At 38.6% G+C, this 16,492-nt stretch carries 13 protein-coding genes and 1 other annotated feature (1 of these 14 only partly in view); all 13 genes read left to right on the top strand.

Translation table 11 applies throughout. The annotated features are described in order from the left end of the window. Positions 1–15: a binding site (T-box leader), on the top strand; it begins 209 nt to the left of the window's first position. A gap of 163 nt (positions 16–178) precedes the next feature. The 13 genes from ileS (at position 179) to pyrE (ending at position 16,227) form a co-directional block, all read left to right on the top strand. Continuing rightward, the gene (gene ileS, locus E2636_RS10425; protein WP_134210135.1) at positions 179–2,941 is read left to right on the top strand and encodes an isoleucine--tRNA ligase; all 2,763 of its coding nucleotides are present in this window, start codon (positions 179–181) and stop codon (positions 2,939–2,941) included. A gap of 90 nt (positions 2,942–3,031) precedes the next feature. Continuing rightward, the gene (gene lspA, locus E2636_RS10420; protein WP_017380794.1) at positions 3,032–3,517 is read left to right on the top strand and encodes a signal peptidase II; all 486 of its coding nucleotides are present in this window, start codon (positions 3,032–3,034) and stop codon (positions 3,515–3,517) included. Beyond that, positions 3,518–4,444, top strand: a complete 927-nt coding sequence (locus E2636_RS10415; protein ID WP_134210134.1) for an RluA family pseudouridine synthase — start codon at positions 3,518–3,520, stop codon at positions 4,442–4,444. It abuts the gene before it with no gap. Positions 4,445–4,679: 235 nt separating this feature from the next. Further along, positions 4,680–5,219, top strand: coding sequence for a bifunctional pyr operon transcriptional regulator/uracil phosphoribosyltransferase PyrR (gene pyrR, locus E2636_RS10410; RefSeq protein WP_134210133.1), 540 nt, complete (start codon positions 4,680–4,682; stop codon positions 5,217–5,219). An 18-nt stretch (positions 5,220–5,237) separates the two neighbouring features. Then, a complete protein-coding gene (locus tag E2636_RS10405; protein ID WP_134210132.1) occupies positions 5,238–6,545 on the top strand; it encodes a solute carrier family 23 protein in 1,308 nt (435 codons plus the stop codon). Between the two features lie 216 nt (positions 6,546–6,761). Then, complete coding sequence (locus tag E2636_RS10400) at positions 6,762–7,640, top strand: aspartate carbamoyltransferase catalytic subunit (RefSeq protein WP_134210131.1); 879 nt, start codon at positions 6,762–6,764, stop codon at positions 7,638–7,640. Further along, positions 7,640–8,917, top strand: a complete 1,278-nt coding sequence (locus tag E2636_RS10395; RefSeq protein WP_134210130.1) for a dihydroorotase — start codon at positions 7,640–7,642, stop codon at positions 8,915–8,917. The genes E2636_RS10400 and E2636_RS10395 overlap by 1 nt, the downstream gene beginning before the upstream one ends. Next, the gene (locus tag E2636_RS10390; RefSeq protein ID WP_134210129.1) at positions 8,917–10,017 is read left to right on the top strand and encodes a carbamoyl phosphate synthase small subunit; all 1,101 of its coding nucleotides are present in this window, start codon (positions 8,917–8,919) and stop codon (positions 10,015–10,017) included. Before E2636_RS10395 ends, E2636_RS10390 begins: the two co-directional genes overlap by 1 nt. Beyond that, on the top strand, positions 10,010–13,207 hold the full coding sequence (gene carB / locus E2636_RS10385; RefSeq protein WP_134210128.1) for a carbamoyl-phosphate synthase large subunit: 3,198 nt from the start codon (positions 10,010–10,012) through the stop codon (positions 13,205–13,207). The genes E2636_RS10390 and carB overlap by 8 nt, the downstream gene beginning before the upstream one ends. Then, positions 13,204–13,980: a dihydroorotate dehydrogenase electron transfer subunit gene (locus E2636_RS10380; RefSeq protein WP_134210127.1), complete on the top strand. Its 777-nt coding sequence runs from the start codon at positions 13,204–13,206 to the stop codon at positions 13,978–13,980. The genes carB and E2636_RS10380 overlap by 4 nt, the downstream gene beginning before the upstream one ends. Beyond that, the gene (locus tag E2636_RS10375) at positions 13,977–14,888 is read left to right on the top strand and encodes a dihydroorotate dehydrogenase (protein ID WP_134210126.1); all 912 of its coding nucleotides are present in this window, start codon (positions 13,977–13,979) and stop codon (positions 14,886–14,888) included. Before E2636_RS10380 ends, E2636_RS10375 begins: the two co-directional genes overlap by 4 nt. Further along, entirely contained in the window at positions 14,885–15,598 is a 714-nt protein-coding gene (gene pyrF / locus E2636_RS10370) for an orotidine-5'-phosphate decarboxylase (protein WP_134210125.1), read from the top strand. The genes E2636_RS10375 and pyrF overlap by 4 nt, the downstream gene beginning before the upstream one ends. Beyond that, entirely contained in the window at positions 15,595–16,227 is a 633-nt protein-coding gene (gene pyrE / locus E2636_RS10365) for an orotate phosphoribosyltransferase (RefSeq protein WP_134210124.1), read from the top strand. Before pyrF ends, pyrE begins: the two co-directional genes overlap by 4 nt. Positions 16,228–16,492: the final 265 nt, after the last annotated feature.

Genomic DNA, 16,492 nt, shown 5'->3' with positions numbered 1-16,492 from the left:
CTTCTCGTCCCTTTATTGGGATGAGGAGTTTTTTTGAGTTATGAACGTTTAAATTTTACAAATGACAACTTCAGTAGGTAATGAAGGTATCGTAAAGTTTTAAAGCCGTAAATTTTGTGACAAGAATTAGATAGCCATGCAATTGAGCTTTGAACCATTAATTAAGGAGGTTTTTTAGTTGGAATACAAAGATACATTATTAATGCCTAAAACAGATTTTCCAATGCGTGGGGGGTTACCTACACGAGAACCAGTTATGCAAGAACGATGGAATGAAATGAATTTATATAAAAAAGTATTAGACCGTACAAAAGGTCGACCAAGTTTTACTTTACATGATGGTCCTCCATATGCAAACGGAGACTTACACATGGGGCACGCATTAAACAAAGTACTAAAAGATATGGTTGTGCGTCACAAGTCGATGACTGGATTTTACGCACCATTTGTTCCAGGTTGGGATACACATGGTCTGCCAATCGAGCAAGCGTTAGCAAACAAGGGTGTTAATCGTAAAGAAATGACGATAGCCGAGTTCCGTAACTTATGTGAAACATATGCTTATGAGCAAATTGATCGTCAACGCAAGCAATTCAAAAGACTTGGTGTACGTGGGGATTGGGAGAATCCTTATATTACGTTAAAACCTGCATATGAATCTCGTCAAATTGAAGTGTTCGGTGAGATGGCTCGTAAAGGATATATATACAAAGGTTTAAAACCAGTGTATTGGTCTCCTTCAAGTGAATCAGCTTTAGCTGAAGCTGAAATCGAATATCAAGACAAGAAATCACCTTCAATATATGTAACCTTTGATGTTACAAATGGTAAAGGGATAATTGCAGAAGGAACAAAAATTATCATTTGGACGACTACACCTTGGACAATTCCAGCTAACTTAGGCATTTCCGTACATCCAGAATTTGATTATGTGATCGTTGAGGTAAGCGGCGCACGCTACCTTATATCCAAAGGATTACTAGAAAATGTTGCGACAACGCTTGAATGGGAATCTTATGAAATTGTTCAGACTATCAAAGGCGAGCAAATGGATCGAATGGTTGCAAAACATCCTTTATATGATCGTGATTCTCTTGTGATGTTAGGAGAACATGTGACAAATGAAGGTGGTACAGGATGCGTTCATACAGCTCCAGGACACGGTGAAGACGATTTCCAAGTAGGTAAAACATATGGTCTTGAAGTACTATCACCAGTGGATGACCGTGGCGTATTGACGGCTGAAGCACCAGGGTTTGAAGGGTTATTCTATGATAAAGCGAATAAAGTCATTACAGAGGCATTAGAAGCAGCTGGTGCATTAGTAAAATTAACGTTTTTCACTCACTCTGCACCACATGATTGGCGTACGAAAAAGCCGGTCATTTTCCGAGCTACTGCTCAATGGTTCGCATCAATTGAAGCCTTCCGTGACCAGTTATTACAAGCAATTAAAGATACATCATTTACACCAGCCTGGGGCGAAACACGTCTGTTTAACATGGTACGAGACAGAGGAGATTGGTGTATTTCTCGACAACGTGCATGGGGTGTTCCAATCCCTGTTTTCTATGCAGAAGATGGCGAGCCAATCCTAACAGAAGAAACAATTGCTCATGTATCCAAGCTGTTCCGTGAACATGGGTCAACTGTTTGGTTTGAACGTCAAGCAAAAGATTTGTTACCAGAAGGTTTTACTCATGTAGGAAGTCCAAATGGTCGTTTCTCAAAAGAAACGGACATTATGGATGTTTGGTTTGATTCAGGTTCTTCCCACCAAGCCGTGCTAGATGAACGTGAAGATTTAGAGTACCCAGCAGATCTTTACTTAGAAGGGTCTGATCAATATCGTGGATGGTTTAACTCATCTTTAACAACAAGTGTAGCAATTAATGGACACTCTCCTTATAAAGGACTTCTAAGTCATGGATTTGCGCTAGATGGTGAAGGACGCAAGATGAGTAAATCTATAGGCAACGTCATTGATCCTGCAAAAGTTATGAATCAATTAGGTGCAGACATTCTTCGTCTATGGGTAGCTTCTGTTGACTATACAGCTGATGTTCGTGTTTCTGACTCGAATTTTAAGCAAGTTGCTGAAGTGTATCGTAAAATCCGTAATACATGCCGTTTCTTACATGGTACAGTATCAGATTTTAATCCTCAGACAGATCGCATAGCCTTTGAAGACTTACGTGAAGTGGATCAATATATGTACATGAAACTTCAAGAATTAATTGAAACGGTTCGTAAATCTTACGATAAATATGACTTTGCTAGTGTTTATAACGCAGTCAATAACTTCGTTTCTTCTGATTTGAGTTCATTCTATCTAGATATTGCGAAAGATGTTGTCTATATTGAAGGACAGGATCATTTACATCGTCGTGCTATGCAAACTGTGATGTATGATACGTTGATTTCATTATTGAAAGTAATGACACCAATTTTGCCACATACGACTGATGAACTTTGGGTCTTCTTGACACATGAAACAGAAGAAAGCATTCAATTAACGGACTTCCCTGAAGCGATATCTCATGAATCGTTTGGAGCTCTTCGTACGAAGTATCAACAATTGATGCTCGTACGCGATGATGTATTAAAAGCATTAGAAGAAGCGCGAAATGCAAAAGTAATCGGTAAATCATTGGAAGCTAATGTTACGGTTTACGTAAAAAAAGAATTATTAGATGCTTTTGATACCAATAAAGTTGATTTTGCACAGTTCTTTATTGTATCCGACTTTTCGCTTGCAGGATTAAAAGAAGATGCACCTCTAGATGCATTAGATCTTCATGTAGCTTCTGTTGTTGTAACAAAAGCTAAAGGTGAAAAATGTGAAAGATGCTGGTCATTTTCAACTAAAGTAGGCGAAAATGAAAAACATTCAACTTTATGTCCGCGCTGTGCAGACGTGGTTGAAAAGTTTTACGTATAAAAAATGGAGCTGCCCTTTTGGTCAGCTCTTTCTGATTGCTTGAACTATGTGGTAAACTAGTTATGATGCTTGCGTAATGGAGGAACATGCGTGTATATTTTTTATTTAGTTGCAATTGTCATTGTGGCAATTGATCAGTGGACAAAATGGTTAGTTGTAAAAAATATGGAACTAGGTGAACGAATTGTATTAGCTGAGCCAACATTTGCGTTACTATCACATCGTAATCGTGGAGCAGCATGGGGAATGTTGGAAGGTCAAATTTGGTTGTTTACAATCGTCACAGTGATCGTAATCATTGGTATTTTGTATTACTTTCATAAAGAAGCAAAAGGAAAACCATTATTTCAACTTAGTTTAATGGTATTACTTGGAGGCGCTATAGGGAACTTTATGGATCGGTTATTCCGCGGTGAAGTTGTTGACTTTATAGATGTTCTCATCCCTGTTATTAACTATGATTTCCCGATTTTTAACGTAGCAGATGCAGCATTAAGCATTGGCGTCGTGATGCTCATGGTCGGTTTGTTTTTAGAAGAAAAAGCAGAAAAAGCTGCAAAGAGAAAAGGTGAATAAATGGAAGATTTTACGTATACAATTTCAGAAGAACAAAAAGGTGAACGTATCGATAAAGCCCTTGTTACACTTGAAGCAGATTGGTCTCGTAGCCAAATTCAAATTTGGTTAAAAGATGGTGCTGTTTTAGTCAATGGGGAAACAGCAAAACCAAACTATAAAGTAAAACTAAATGATGTTATTACTGTTACTGTACCTGACGTTGAACCATTAGATATTGAAGCAGAGGATTTAAATCTTGAGATCGTTTATGAAGATGAAGATGTCCTTGTTGTGAATAAACCTCGTGGTATGGTCGTACATCCTGCACCTGGTCATACATCAGGGACGCTTGTTAATGGTTTAATGCATCAGGTTACAGATTTATCTGGCATCAATGGAGTGTTGCGTCCAGGAATTGTCCATCGTATTGATAAAGATACATCAGGCTTATTAATGGTTGCGAAGAATGATAAAGCCCATGTTTCATTAGTGGATCAACTGGTGAAAAGAACTGTTACTCGAAAATATACAGCTTTAGTGCATGGTCATATTCCTCACGATAAAGGAACGATTGATGCACCAATTGGTCGCGATTCTCGTGATCGTCAGAGTATGGCAGTAATTGATAAAGGAAAACATGCAATTACTCATTTTCGTGTAATCGAACGCTTTGGCAACTTTACGTTAGTTGAATGTCGTTTAGAAACAGGTCGTACACATCAAATTCGTGTTCATATGAAATACATTGGCTTCCCATTAGCTGGAGACCCTAAATACGGACCGAAAAAAACGATCGAATTTAACGGACAAGCGCTTCATGCTGGTGTTGTTGGATTTATACATCCACGCACTGAAGAGTATTTGGAATTCGAAGCTCCACTACCTGAAGAATTCAAGACTTTGCTTGAGGAAATGAAAACGACCGTTGACAGCAAAGAAAAGTAAATCTATACTTATAAAAAGTGAAGAGCGCATCTCATGCTTGGAACTAGCTTTTTTGATGATATAGCTAAATTTAATAGAACACCTTTAAGAACAGTCCAGAGAGGCTGGGAAGGTACAAGCGAAACGTATAAAAGCACATGCTGTGTGGTTTAATACGACTTATTTTTCTACATTCACACCCTCTCATCCACTTTGGACGAGAGGGTTTTTATTTTGGGGAAAAGGAGAATCTATTATGGTTGAAAAAGCAAATATTCTTGATGAAAAAGCAATAAATCGAGCGCTTACGAGAATCGCACATGAAATTATTGAACGTAATAAAGGAATTGAATCTTGTATTTTAGTTGGAATTAAAACACGTGGAGCGTTTTTAGCAAAGCGCTTAGCAGAAAAGATAGAAAAAATCGAAGGCAAGTCAATTAAATCAGGTGAACTTGATATCACGCTTTATAGAGATGATTTATCATTGAAAAACAATAATAAAGAACCTCTAGTTCAGCAAGTTGATATTCAACACGTGGTAACCAATCAAAAAGTTATATTAATTGACGATGTTCTCTTTACAGGACGTACAGTTAGAGCGGCTATGGACGCAGTGATGGACTTAGGTCGACCAGCCCAAATTCAATTAGCTGTTTTAATTGATAGAGGTCATAGAGAACTGCCGATTCGTGCAGACTATGTAGGGAAAAACATTCCTACTGCAAGTCTTGAACGAATTGTCGTACGATTATTCGAAACTGATCATGAAGATAGTGTAACGATACAAGAATAGATAGTGGGGAAAAACAACATGACGAATTCACAAACGGTTTTAGACATACACGATAAACCATCAGCAGGAAAACTAACCACATTAAGTATTCAACATATGTTCGCCATGTTCGGTGCAACTATCTTGGTTCCACAGTTAGTTGGATTAAGTCCAGCTATCGCACTTTTAACAAGCGGAATAGCTACTTTAATTTTCATGTTTGTAACAAAATTTCAAGTGCCAGCTTATTTGGGCTCATCATTTGCATTTATTGTACCGATACTTGCAATAACTGAAATATCGGGTATTGGTAGTGCAATGATAGGAAGTTTGTTTGTCGCACTAGTGTATTTCATCGTGTCACTTGTTATTTGGAAAACAGGTTATAAGTGGATTATGAAATTATTACCACCAATTGTTGTGGCACCAGTCATTATTGTCATAGGTTTAGCGTTATCACCAGTTGCAATCGACCTAGCCATGAACTTTGATCTTAATGGAGATGGGATAAAAGAATACAGCATGTTGCACTTTTCTGCAGCACTTGTCACATTAGCGGCAGCAGTTATAACTATATTATTCTTTAAAGGTATGCTAAGTTTAATGCCAATTCTTATCGGAATCATTGTTGGGTATATATATTCTTTATTCATCGGCATTGTGGAGTTTTCAACTGTATTAAGTGCAAAATGGATTAGCGCACCAGATTTCTTACTACCAGGAATTGATTATGAATTTATCGTAACACCAACATTACTCGGTCTTATGGTACCTATTGCAATTGTGACCATTTCTGAACACATCGGTCATCAACTTGTGTTAGGGAAAATTGTTAATAGAAATTACATAAAGGAACCAGGCTTGCATCGTTCATTACTAGGTGATGGTTTAGGAACGTTTATAAGTGGACTTATAGGAGGTCCTCCAAAAACGACGTATGGAGAAAACATCGGAGTTCTTGCAATTACGAGAGTATATAGTGTATACGTAATTGCAGGCGCAGCTATTTTAGCCATAATATTCTCGTTTTTCGGTAAAATTATGGCATTGATTGCTACTATTCCTACTGCTGTTCTTGGTGGGATTTCAATCTTGCTGTTTGGGATCATTGCGTCTTCAGGTCTACGTATGTTAGTGGATAACAAAATAGACTTTGGAGATAAACGAAACTTGGTGATATCTTCAATCATATTAGTTATTGGAATAGGTGGAGCTAAACTTCACTTTTCAGATACGTTTGAACTCGAAGGTATGGCTTTAGCGGCAATCGTAGGTGTCATATTAAATCTTGTATTGCCAGGCAGACCTCAAGAAGTAGTTGAAATCGAAGAAGACAGTGCACAATAAATTGAAAAATAATCCTTTTAATACCTAGTCCAGAGAGGCAGGTAAAGGGAAGCCAACTGTTAAATTTCCATTATAAAATGGATCTTTACTTAGGTTACCCTTAAACCTCTCAACATTGTTGAGAGGTTTTCTTTAGAGGGTGTTCAAAAAGTCCGATAAGATATTAGGCTCATTTTTGAACACAATCTTTAAACAAAGAACTAGGGAGGCTATAAAGTGAAGCATTTATTAAACATGAATGACTTAGAAATTAAGGATATTGACACTATTTTAAATCGAGCATTAGAATTTCAGCAAAATCCATCTCACCAATTTAATAAACAATTTACTGTGGTGAATTTGTTCTTTGAACCGAGTACACGAACAAAAATGAGTTTTGAAATGGCTGAACGAAAGCTTGGACTTCATATATTACCTTTTGAAGCGGGTACTTCAAGTACCTTAAAAGGGGAAACCATGTATGATACAGTCAGGACATTGGAAGCAATAGGTGTAGATGCTGTAGTCATTCGACATGAACAAGATCAGTTTTATGAAGAATTGATGTCAGGTTTAAACTTAGCCATTATTAATGCTGGAGATGGGTCAGGTCAACACCCATCGCAATGCTTACTAGATCTATATACGATTAAACAAGAATTTGGAAAGTTCGAAGGCATTCATGTGACAATCGTTGGAGATATTGCCCATAGCCGTGTGGCAAAATCAAATGCACTAGCACTAAAGAAACTAGGAGCCCATGTCACATTCATCTGTCCTCCAGAGTGGCAAGGAGATTTTGATGCTACTTCAACTTGGGAAGAAGTTTTGCCTACTGCGGATGTAGTCATGTTACTACGTGTTCAACACGAACGGCACGGGAAAGAAAATGATTTTTTAAAAGAACTTTATCATAAGGAATACGGTTTAACGATTGCGCGTTATGCAGAGTTAAAGCCATCAACAATTGTTATGCATCCTGCACCAGTTAATCGAGATGTGGAAATTGCAAGTGAATTAGTTGAAAGCGATAAATCACGTATTTTTAAGCAAATACAAAACGGCGTCTTTGTCCGTATGGCGATACTAGAATCTGTATTAAAGGAGAGAATGTAATGAAGAAATTTATTCAAAATATACAATTGCTAAATGATAAAAATGAATTAAAAGAGGGTTCCATATTAATTGAAAATGGACGTATTATCGAAGTGAATTCGAAAACAACACCTCAAGTAGATGAAATTATCGACGGTCAAGGGTATTTTGTCTCTGCAGGATTTATTGACGTACATGTGCACTTAAGAGAGCCAGGTGGCGAACAAAAAGAGACGATTAAAACAGGAACAGATGCAGCAGCAAAAGGTGGATATACGACAATTTGTGCAATGCCCAATACGAGACCAGTACCAGATACAATAGAAAACTTGAACCATGTTAATCAACTTATAAAAGAAAACGCTAAGATTCGTGTACTTCCCTATGCATCAATTACAATACGTGAAGCTGGAAAAGAGAGAACAGATTTAGCTGCTTTAAAAGAACACGGTGCATTCGCTTTTACTGACGATGGTGTAGGTGTTCAGCAAGCAGGAATGATGTTTGAGGCAATGAAAAATGCGGCAAAACTGAATATGCCAATTGTTGCCCATTGTGAGGACAATACACTCATTTACGCTGGGGTAATGCATGAAGGTACGAAAAATATAGAACTTGGTTTAAAAGGGATTCCAGCAATAGCAGAGTCCGTTCATATAGCTAGAGATGTACTACTTGCCGAAGCAGCTGGCGCACATTATCATGTTTGCCACGTAAGTACAAAAGAATCAGTCCGCGTTATAAGAGACGCAAAAAAAGCGGGAATTCGAGTAACTGCTGAAGTAAGTCCACATCATTTACTACTTTGTGAAGACGATATTCCTGGAAACGATGCGAACTGGAAAATGAATCCTCCTCTTCGAGCGAAAGAAGATCTACAAGCGTTAATCAAAGGATTAGAAGATGGCACACTTGATTTTATTGCAACGGATCATGCCCCTCATACAGCTGAAGATAAAGGTAGTGGCATGGAACAAGCTCCTTTTGGAATTGTCGGCTTAGAAACGGCTTTCCCTCTTTTGTATACACATTTTGTCAAGACAGGTAAATGGACTTTAACTCAATTAATTGATTGGCTAACTCAAAAGCCTGCAGATGTCTTTGGTTTACCATATGGCCGTTTAAATATGGGCGAGTCAGCAGACCTAGTATTTATCGATTTAACGAAAGAACAAAACATAGACACCGGACAATTTGTTTCAAAAGGTAAAAACACACCGTTCCAAGATTGGATATGCACAGGATGGCCGGTAATGACGATGTTTGAAGGAAACGTAATTTGGCAGGAGGAGAAATAATGATGAATAGAAGCCTCATTTTAGAAACTGGCGATGTATTTAATGGAACAGCTTTCGGTAGCACGAAAGCAAGCGAAGGTGAAGTTGTATTTACAACTGGTATGACTGGCTACCAAGAAACATTATCTGATCCGTCATACTGTGGCCAAATTGTCACAATGACTTACCCGCTAATAGGAAACTACGGAATTAACCGAGATGATTTTGAATCAATTGAACCAGCAATAAAAGGAATGGTCGTACGTGAACTTGCTAATACGCCATCTAACTTTAGATGCGATGCAACATTAAATGAATTGTTTGTTTTGAAAGATATTCCTGGAATTGAAGGTATTGATACCCGCAAACTAACGCGAATCATCCGCGAATTAGGTTCTGTAAAAGGTCTCTTAAGTGCTGCAGGTGAAGAAGTAAATGTAGAGGAAGTAGTGGCTAAGTTAAAAAACACGACCTTCCGCACAGATCAAGTCGATCAAGTATCAACGAAAAGCCCTTATCCAAGTCCAGGACGAGGTAAACGTGTGGTGCTAGTTGATTTTGGCATGAAACATGGTATTTTACGTGAATTAAATAAACGGGACTGTGATGTCATAGTGGTTCCTTATAACACAACCGCAGAACAAATTATGGCCATCTATCCTGATGGAATTATGTTATCGAACGGACCTGGAAATCCAAAAGATGTACCAGAAGCCATTACAATGCTACAAAACTTAATTGGCAAGATTCCGATTTTCGGAATTTGTTTGGGCCATCAACTATTTGCTCTTGCTAGTGGAGGAGACACATTTAAATTAAAATTTGGCCATCGAGGCTCTAATCATCCAGTCAAAGATTTAGAAACGGGTCGAACGGATATAACTTCACAAAACCATGGCTACTCAGTAGATCCTGAGTCCTTAAAAGGTACGCGTCTAAAAGTAACCCATATTGCATTAAACGATGGAACTGTTGAAGGATTAAAACATCTAGATGTACCTGCTTTTACTGTGCAATACCATCCAGAAGCCTCACCGGGACCAGAAGATTCAAATCACTTATTTGACCGCTTTATTGAGTTAATGCACACGAACGTGAAGGGAGAAAAACAACATGCCTAAACGCCAAGATATTAAAACTATATTAGTAATCGGGTCAGGTCCAATTGTCATTGGACAAGCCGCTGAATTTGACTATGCAGGAACACAAGCGTGTCTGGCTTTAAAAGAAGAAGGTTATCGGGTAATTTTAATTAACTCCAACCCGGCAACAATTATGACAGACACAGAAATTGCAGAGAAAGTATATATCGAACCCATAACTCTAGAATTTGTAAGTCGTATCCTTAGAAAAGAACGCCCAGATGCATTGCTTCCAACTCTAGGTGGACAAACTGGGTTGAATATGGCTATTGAATTAGATCAGTCAGGTATTTTGGATGAATTAAACATTGAAATATTGGGAACCAAATTAGAAGCGATTCACAAAGCAGAAGACCGAGATTTATTCCGAACATTAATGAATGAATTAAATGAACCTGTTCCAGAGAGTGACATTATCCATAACTTAGAAGAAGCCTATGCTTTTGTAAATCGCATTGGATATCCAGTTATTGTTCGCCCAGCTTTTACGCTTGGTGGAACAGGCGGAGGAATTTGCCACAATGATGAAGAACTTGAGGATACTGTGACAAGTGGACTTAAATATAGCCCAGTTACGCAATGCCTATTAGAAAAATCAATTGCAGGGTACAAAGAAATTGAATATGAAGTAATGAGAGATTCAAAGGATAATGCCATTGTTGTGTGTAACATGGAAAATGTCGATCCGGTAGGTATTCATACAGGTGATTCAATCGTTGTTGCACCTAGTCAAACACTTTCAGATCGCGAATATCAAATGCTACGTAATGTGTCATTAAAAATTATCCGTGCATTGAAAATTGAAGGTGGCTGTAATGTTCAGTTAGCTCTTGATCCCTACAGCTTTAACTACTTCATAATTGAAGTAAATCCACGGGTTAGCCGTTCGTCTGCTTTAGCTTCAAAAGCGACAGGATATCCCATTGCAAAATTAGCGGCAAAAATTGCTATTGGCTTAACATTAGATGAAATGATGAACCCGGTAACTGGCAAAACATACGCATGTTTTGAACCAGCACTAGACTATGTCGTAGCAAAAATCCCTCGCTGGCCGTTTGATAAATTTGAGTCTGCAAAACGAAACTTAGGTACTCAAATGAAAGCAACGGGCGAAGTTATGGCAATAGGACGGACGTTTGAAGAGGCCATTTTAAAAGCTATTCGTTCTCTTGAAACAGGTCAATTCCACTTAGAATTAAAAAATGCAGAATCAATGAGCGATGAGTGGATTGAAAAACGTATTCGTAGACCAGGAGATGAACGATTATTCTTTGTTGGTGAGGCTTTAAGACGTGGTGTGACTATTGAGACCATACATGACTGGAGTCAAATTGATTTATTCTTCTTAAATAAACTACAAAATATAGTGAATTACGAGAAAGATGTTGCTGAGCATCCCTTTGATTACGATGTTACGAAAAAAGCAAAACGTATGGGATTTGCGGATTTCACGATTGCTAAGTTATGGAACACCGATGAACTTGCAATTTACAATTGGAGAAAGGAACATAACTTAATTCCAGTGTATAAAATGGTTGATACATGTGCTGCTGAATTTGAGTCAGAAACACCTTACTTTTATGGCACATATGAAGATGAGAATGAGTCGGTAAAAACAGATAAGGAAAGTGTCATTGTACTTGGATCTGGCCCCATCCGTATCGGTCAAGGTGTAGAATTTGATTACGCAACGGTCCATTCAGTTTGGGCAATTAAAGAAGCGGGTTATGAAGCGATTATTATTAATAGCAACCCAGAAACTGTATCCACTGATTTCTCGATATCGGACAAGCTTTACTTTGAACCGTTAACGATTGAAGATGTGATGCATATTGTTGATTTAGAGCAACCAAAAGGAGTAGTCGTTCAATTTGGTGGGCAAACAGCGATTAACTTAGCTGATAAATTACAAGAGCGTGGTGTTCAAATACTTGGTACATCTTTAGAAGATTTAGATCGAGCAGAAAATCGCGATAAATTTGAACGCGCTCTTCATGAAATGGATATTCCACAACCGATGGGGAAAACGGCCATTTCACCAGAAGAAGCAATAAAAATAGGTAACGAAATAGGGTACCCTGTACTCGTTCGACCTTCGTATGTTTTAGGTGGACGTGCTATGGAAATTGTCTACAACCAAGAAGAACTTGGTTACTACATGGAGCATGCAGTGCAAGCGAGTCCTGAACATCCTGTACTTGTAGACCGATATTTAACAGGAGTAGAAATTGAAGTAGATGCCATTTCTGATGGTGTCAATGTTTGTATCCCTGGGATTATGGAACATATTGAACGAGCTGGTGTCCATTCAGGAGATTCCATAGCTGTCTATCCACCACAAAATTTAACGCAAGAGCATATCGATACTTTGATTGACTACACAACACGACTAGCTAAAGGATTAAATATTATTGGTTTGTTGAACATTCAATATGTTATTTCAAAAGGAGAAGTCTTGGTTATTGAAGTGAATCCAAGATCGAGTCGAACAGTTCCATTTTTAAGCAAAATCACAAATATACCGATGGCAAAAATAGCAACAAAGGCAATTTTAGGGCAATCGCTTCCTGAACAAGGCATTAAAAATGGCCTGGCACCAAGTCCGAAAGGCGTGTTTGTCAAAGTCCCAGTATTTAGTTTTGCGAAACTACGTCGTGTTGATATTACTCTAGGACCAGAAATGAAGTCTACTGGAGAAGTCATGGGGAAAGACAGTACGTTAGAAAAAGCACTATATAAAGGTTTAGTTGCAGCTGGAATGGAAATTAAAGACCATGGTTCAATTTTAATGACGGTAGCGGATAAAGATAAAGATGAAGCTGTTGCACTAGCTAAAAGATTTACTTCTATTGGTTATAGCATTTTAGCAACGGGTGGAACGGCTGAGGCCTTACAAAAAGCAGGCATTTCAGTAAGTATAGTTAATAAAATCGGTGAACAAGGGCAAACACTGCTAGATGTGATTAGACAAGGACAAGCTCAGTTTGTTATTAATACACTGACGAAAGGCAAGAAACCTGAGCGTGATGGTTTCCGTATTCGAAGAGAATCTGTGGAAAATGGTATCCCTTGTTTGACTTCACTTGATACTGCAGAAGCAATGTTACGCGTTATTGAGTCGATGACATTCCAAGCACAAGAAATGCCGAAACAGGGGGTTTTTGAATGATTCGACAAGAGCGTATGCGTGTCGTGAAACATAAAGAAATTGCCCATAACATTTTCGAAATGACGTTAATAGGACAGCTTGTGAACGATATGAAAAGTCCAGGTCAATTTGTCCACATTCGCGTTTCAGATAGTTATGAGCCATTACTTCGACGACCGATAAGCATTGCTTCTATCGACCGCGATATATTGCAATTCACTATTATCTATCGTGCAGAAGGACGAGGTACTTCAATTCTTTCCCAAAGAAGTATCGGAGGAGAAGTGGATGTTCTTGGTCCACTTGGTAACGGTTTTCCTGTCCATGAAGCCTCTCCTGGTAAAACTGTGGTATTAGTCGGAGGGGGAATTGGCGTGCCTCCATTATATGAACTTTCTAAGAAACTCGTTGAAAAAGGAGTTAAGCCCATTCACGTACTAGGTTTTCAAACAAAAGACGTTGTTTTTTATGAAGAAGCCTTTCGTGAACTTGGCGAAACACATATTGTCACAGTCGATGGGACGAGAGGTCATAAAGGGTTTGTGACAACTGTGTTAGGTGATTTAAAACCAGACTTTACAACGTATTTCACATGTGGTCCTACGGCAATGCTTGTTGCTATAGAAAATATGTATCCTGATAAAAAAGGATTTTTATCGTTTGAAGAACGTATGGGCTGTGGCCTTGGCGCATGTTTCGCATGCGTATGTAAAACAACGGATCAAACAGCAGTCGATTACGTAAAAGTTTGTAGTGATGGACCTGTATTTCCTGCTGGGGTGGTGCAAATATGAGTAGATTAACATTAGAGTTGCCAGGATTATCATTAAAAAATCCCATAATGCCGGCCTCAGGTTGCTTCGGTTTTGGTAAGGAATACGCACAGCTATATGACCTATCAAAATTAGGTGCCATTATGATTAAAGCAACTACACTTGAAACACGCATGGGAAATCCGACTCCTCGGGTAGCTGAAACATCATCTGGAATGTTAAACGCCATTGGTCTTCAAAATCCAGGTTTGGAAAAAGTGATTTCTAATGAACTTAAATGGCTCGAGCAATACGATGTCCCAATTATTGCAAATGTTGCTGGTACCTTAACGGAAGATTATGTTGAAGTTGCCAAACATATTTCTAAATCAAAAAATGTCTATGCGCTTGAATTAAATATTTCTTGTCCTAACGTTAAATGTGGAGGAATAACATTTGGCACGGACGCAACAATAGCTGCGGAACTTACGGCAGCTGTAAAAGCAGTATCTGAAGTGCCTGTCTATGTAAAATTGTCTCCAAACGTAACAGATATAGGGGAAATTGCTCGAGCTGTAGAAGCAGCTGGAGCGGATGGTATCACGATGATTAATACACTTGTAGGCATGCGATTAGACACGAGAACCGGTAAACCTGTTATTGCGAATGGCACAGGTGGGTTATCAGGACCTGCCATTAAGCCTGTTGCACTAAGAATGGTTTATGAAGTGAGTAAGCAAGTATCCATTCCCATTATTGGAATGGGTGGGATTACGACAGTTGATGATGTCATTGATTTTATGTCTGCAGGAGCCAGTGCTGTAGCAGTAGGAACAGCAAACTTCGTAGATCCATTTGTGTGCCCAACTATTATCGAACAATTGCCTGAAAAGTTGGATTGGTTAGGTTTAAATCATATCTCTGAGCTAATAGGGAGGAGTCACCGATGAACAACCACAATCCAATCATTGCGCTTGACTTTGCAACTAAAGCTGAGGTATTTCAATTTTTACAGCCTTTTAATGAAAAATTATTTGTCAAAGTGGGTATGGAACTTTATTTTCAAGAAGGCCCTACGATTGTCAACGCCTTAAAAGACCAAGGACATGATGTGTTTCTGGATTTAAAATTGCACGATATTCCTAATACCGTGAAGTCGGCGATGCGAGGGCTTGCAAGTCTAGGAGCTGATTTGGTTAATGTTCATGCCGCAGGTGGCCTACATATGATGGAAAGTGCACTAGAGGGATTAGAAGCTGGTACACTCACCGGGCAATCTCGACCTTTAATTATCGGTGTGACACAATTAACATCAACAAGTGAGCAACAAATGAAAGAAGAGCAACAAATAAATACCACTTTACATGATTCAGTTCTTCATTATGCATCTCTTTGTAAGCAAGCTGGCCTAGATGGAGTTGTTTGTTCCGTTTTAGAAGCATCAGACATAAAGAATCAATGCGGTGAAAACTTCCTTCGTGTAACACCAGGGATTCGCTTACACGAAGGACAAGGACATGATCAAATTCGTATTGCTACACCAAAAGTAGCGAGATTAGAAGGTTCGTCCTATATAGTAGTAGGAAGAGCTATTACACAATCTAAAAACCCAGTAGAAACTTATAAAATAGTGAAACAACAATGGGAGGCTAATGAATGAAAAGTCAACAGCATGAAATAGCAGCAGCATTATTATCCATTGGGGCTGTGGAATTCCGTCCTAAAAGTCCATTTACATGGACATCTGGAATCAAATCACCTATTTATTGTGACAATCGCTTAACGATGTCGAGTCCAACTGTTCGAAAGCAAATTGCCGAAGCATTAGCGACAAACATTCGAGAGTTTTTCCCGGAAACAAATGTAGTCGCTGGGACAGCGACTGCTGGGATTCCACACGCCGCTTGGGTCAGTGATGTACTTAATTTACCTATGGTGTATGTTAGATCGAAAGCAAAAGAGCATGGTCGAGGCAATCAAATTGAAGGGAAAATCGAAGCTGGTCAAAAGGTAATTGTTGTGGAAGATTTGATTTCCACTGGTGGTAGCAGCATTGATGCAGTACATGCTCTTGAAAAACAAGGTTGTGAAGTACTGGGTGTTGTCTGTATTTTTACCTATCATTTAAAACGTGCGGATGAATTGTTTGAAAAAGCAGGAATTCCATACGTCAGTTTGACCAACTTTGATGCGTTGATCGAAGAGGCAACTGTCGCAAAGCAAATAAGCGATGAAGACAAACCTCAACTAATCGAATGGCACCAAAAACTTAAGCACGGACAATTATAAATAAAAGGACTTCATAGTAAGACGATTTTGTCATACAGAAGTGACTCAAAATAGGATACCCGTGTGCAAAAGCGCACGGGTATCCTATTTTTACGATTAATAGAATAGGGATTATCGACTTACGGATCGTGGCACCCCCTATATCATATTCGCTATGGCTCTAGAGTGAGCATTTGCTCAGTTGTAATTATTAACTTTCACGTTGTAATTATGGAAGGTGATGGACTTCTGTCAAGAAAGTGTACAGCAAAAATTGATGAAATTC

Origin of the sequence: Paenisporosarcina antarctica (assembly GCF_004367585.1) — a bacterium.
Classification (GTDB): domain Bacteria; phylum Bacillota; class Bacilli; order Bacillales_A; family Planococcaceae; genus Paenisporosarcina; species Paenisporosarcina antarctica.
The sequence above is the reverse complement of the archived record's forward strand: the minus strand, read 5'-3'. Positions and strand labels throughout refer to the sequence as shown.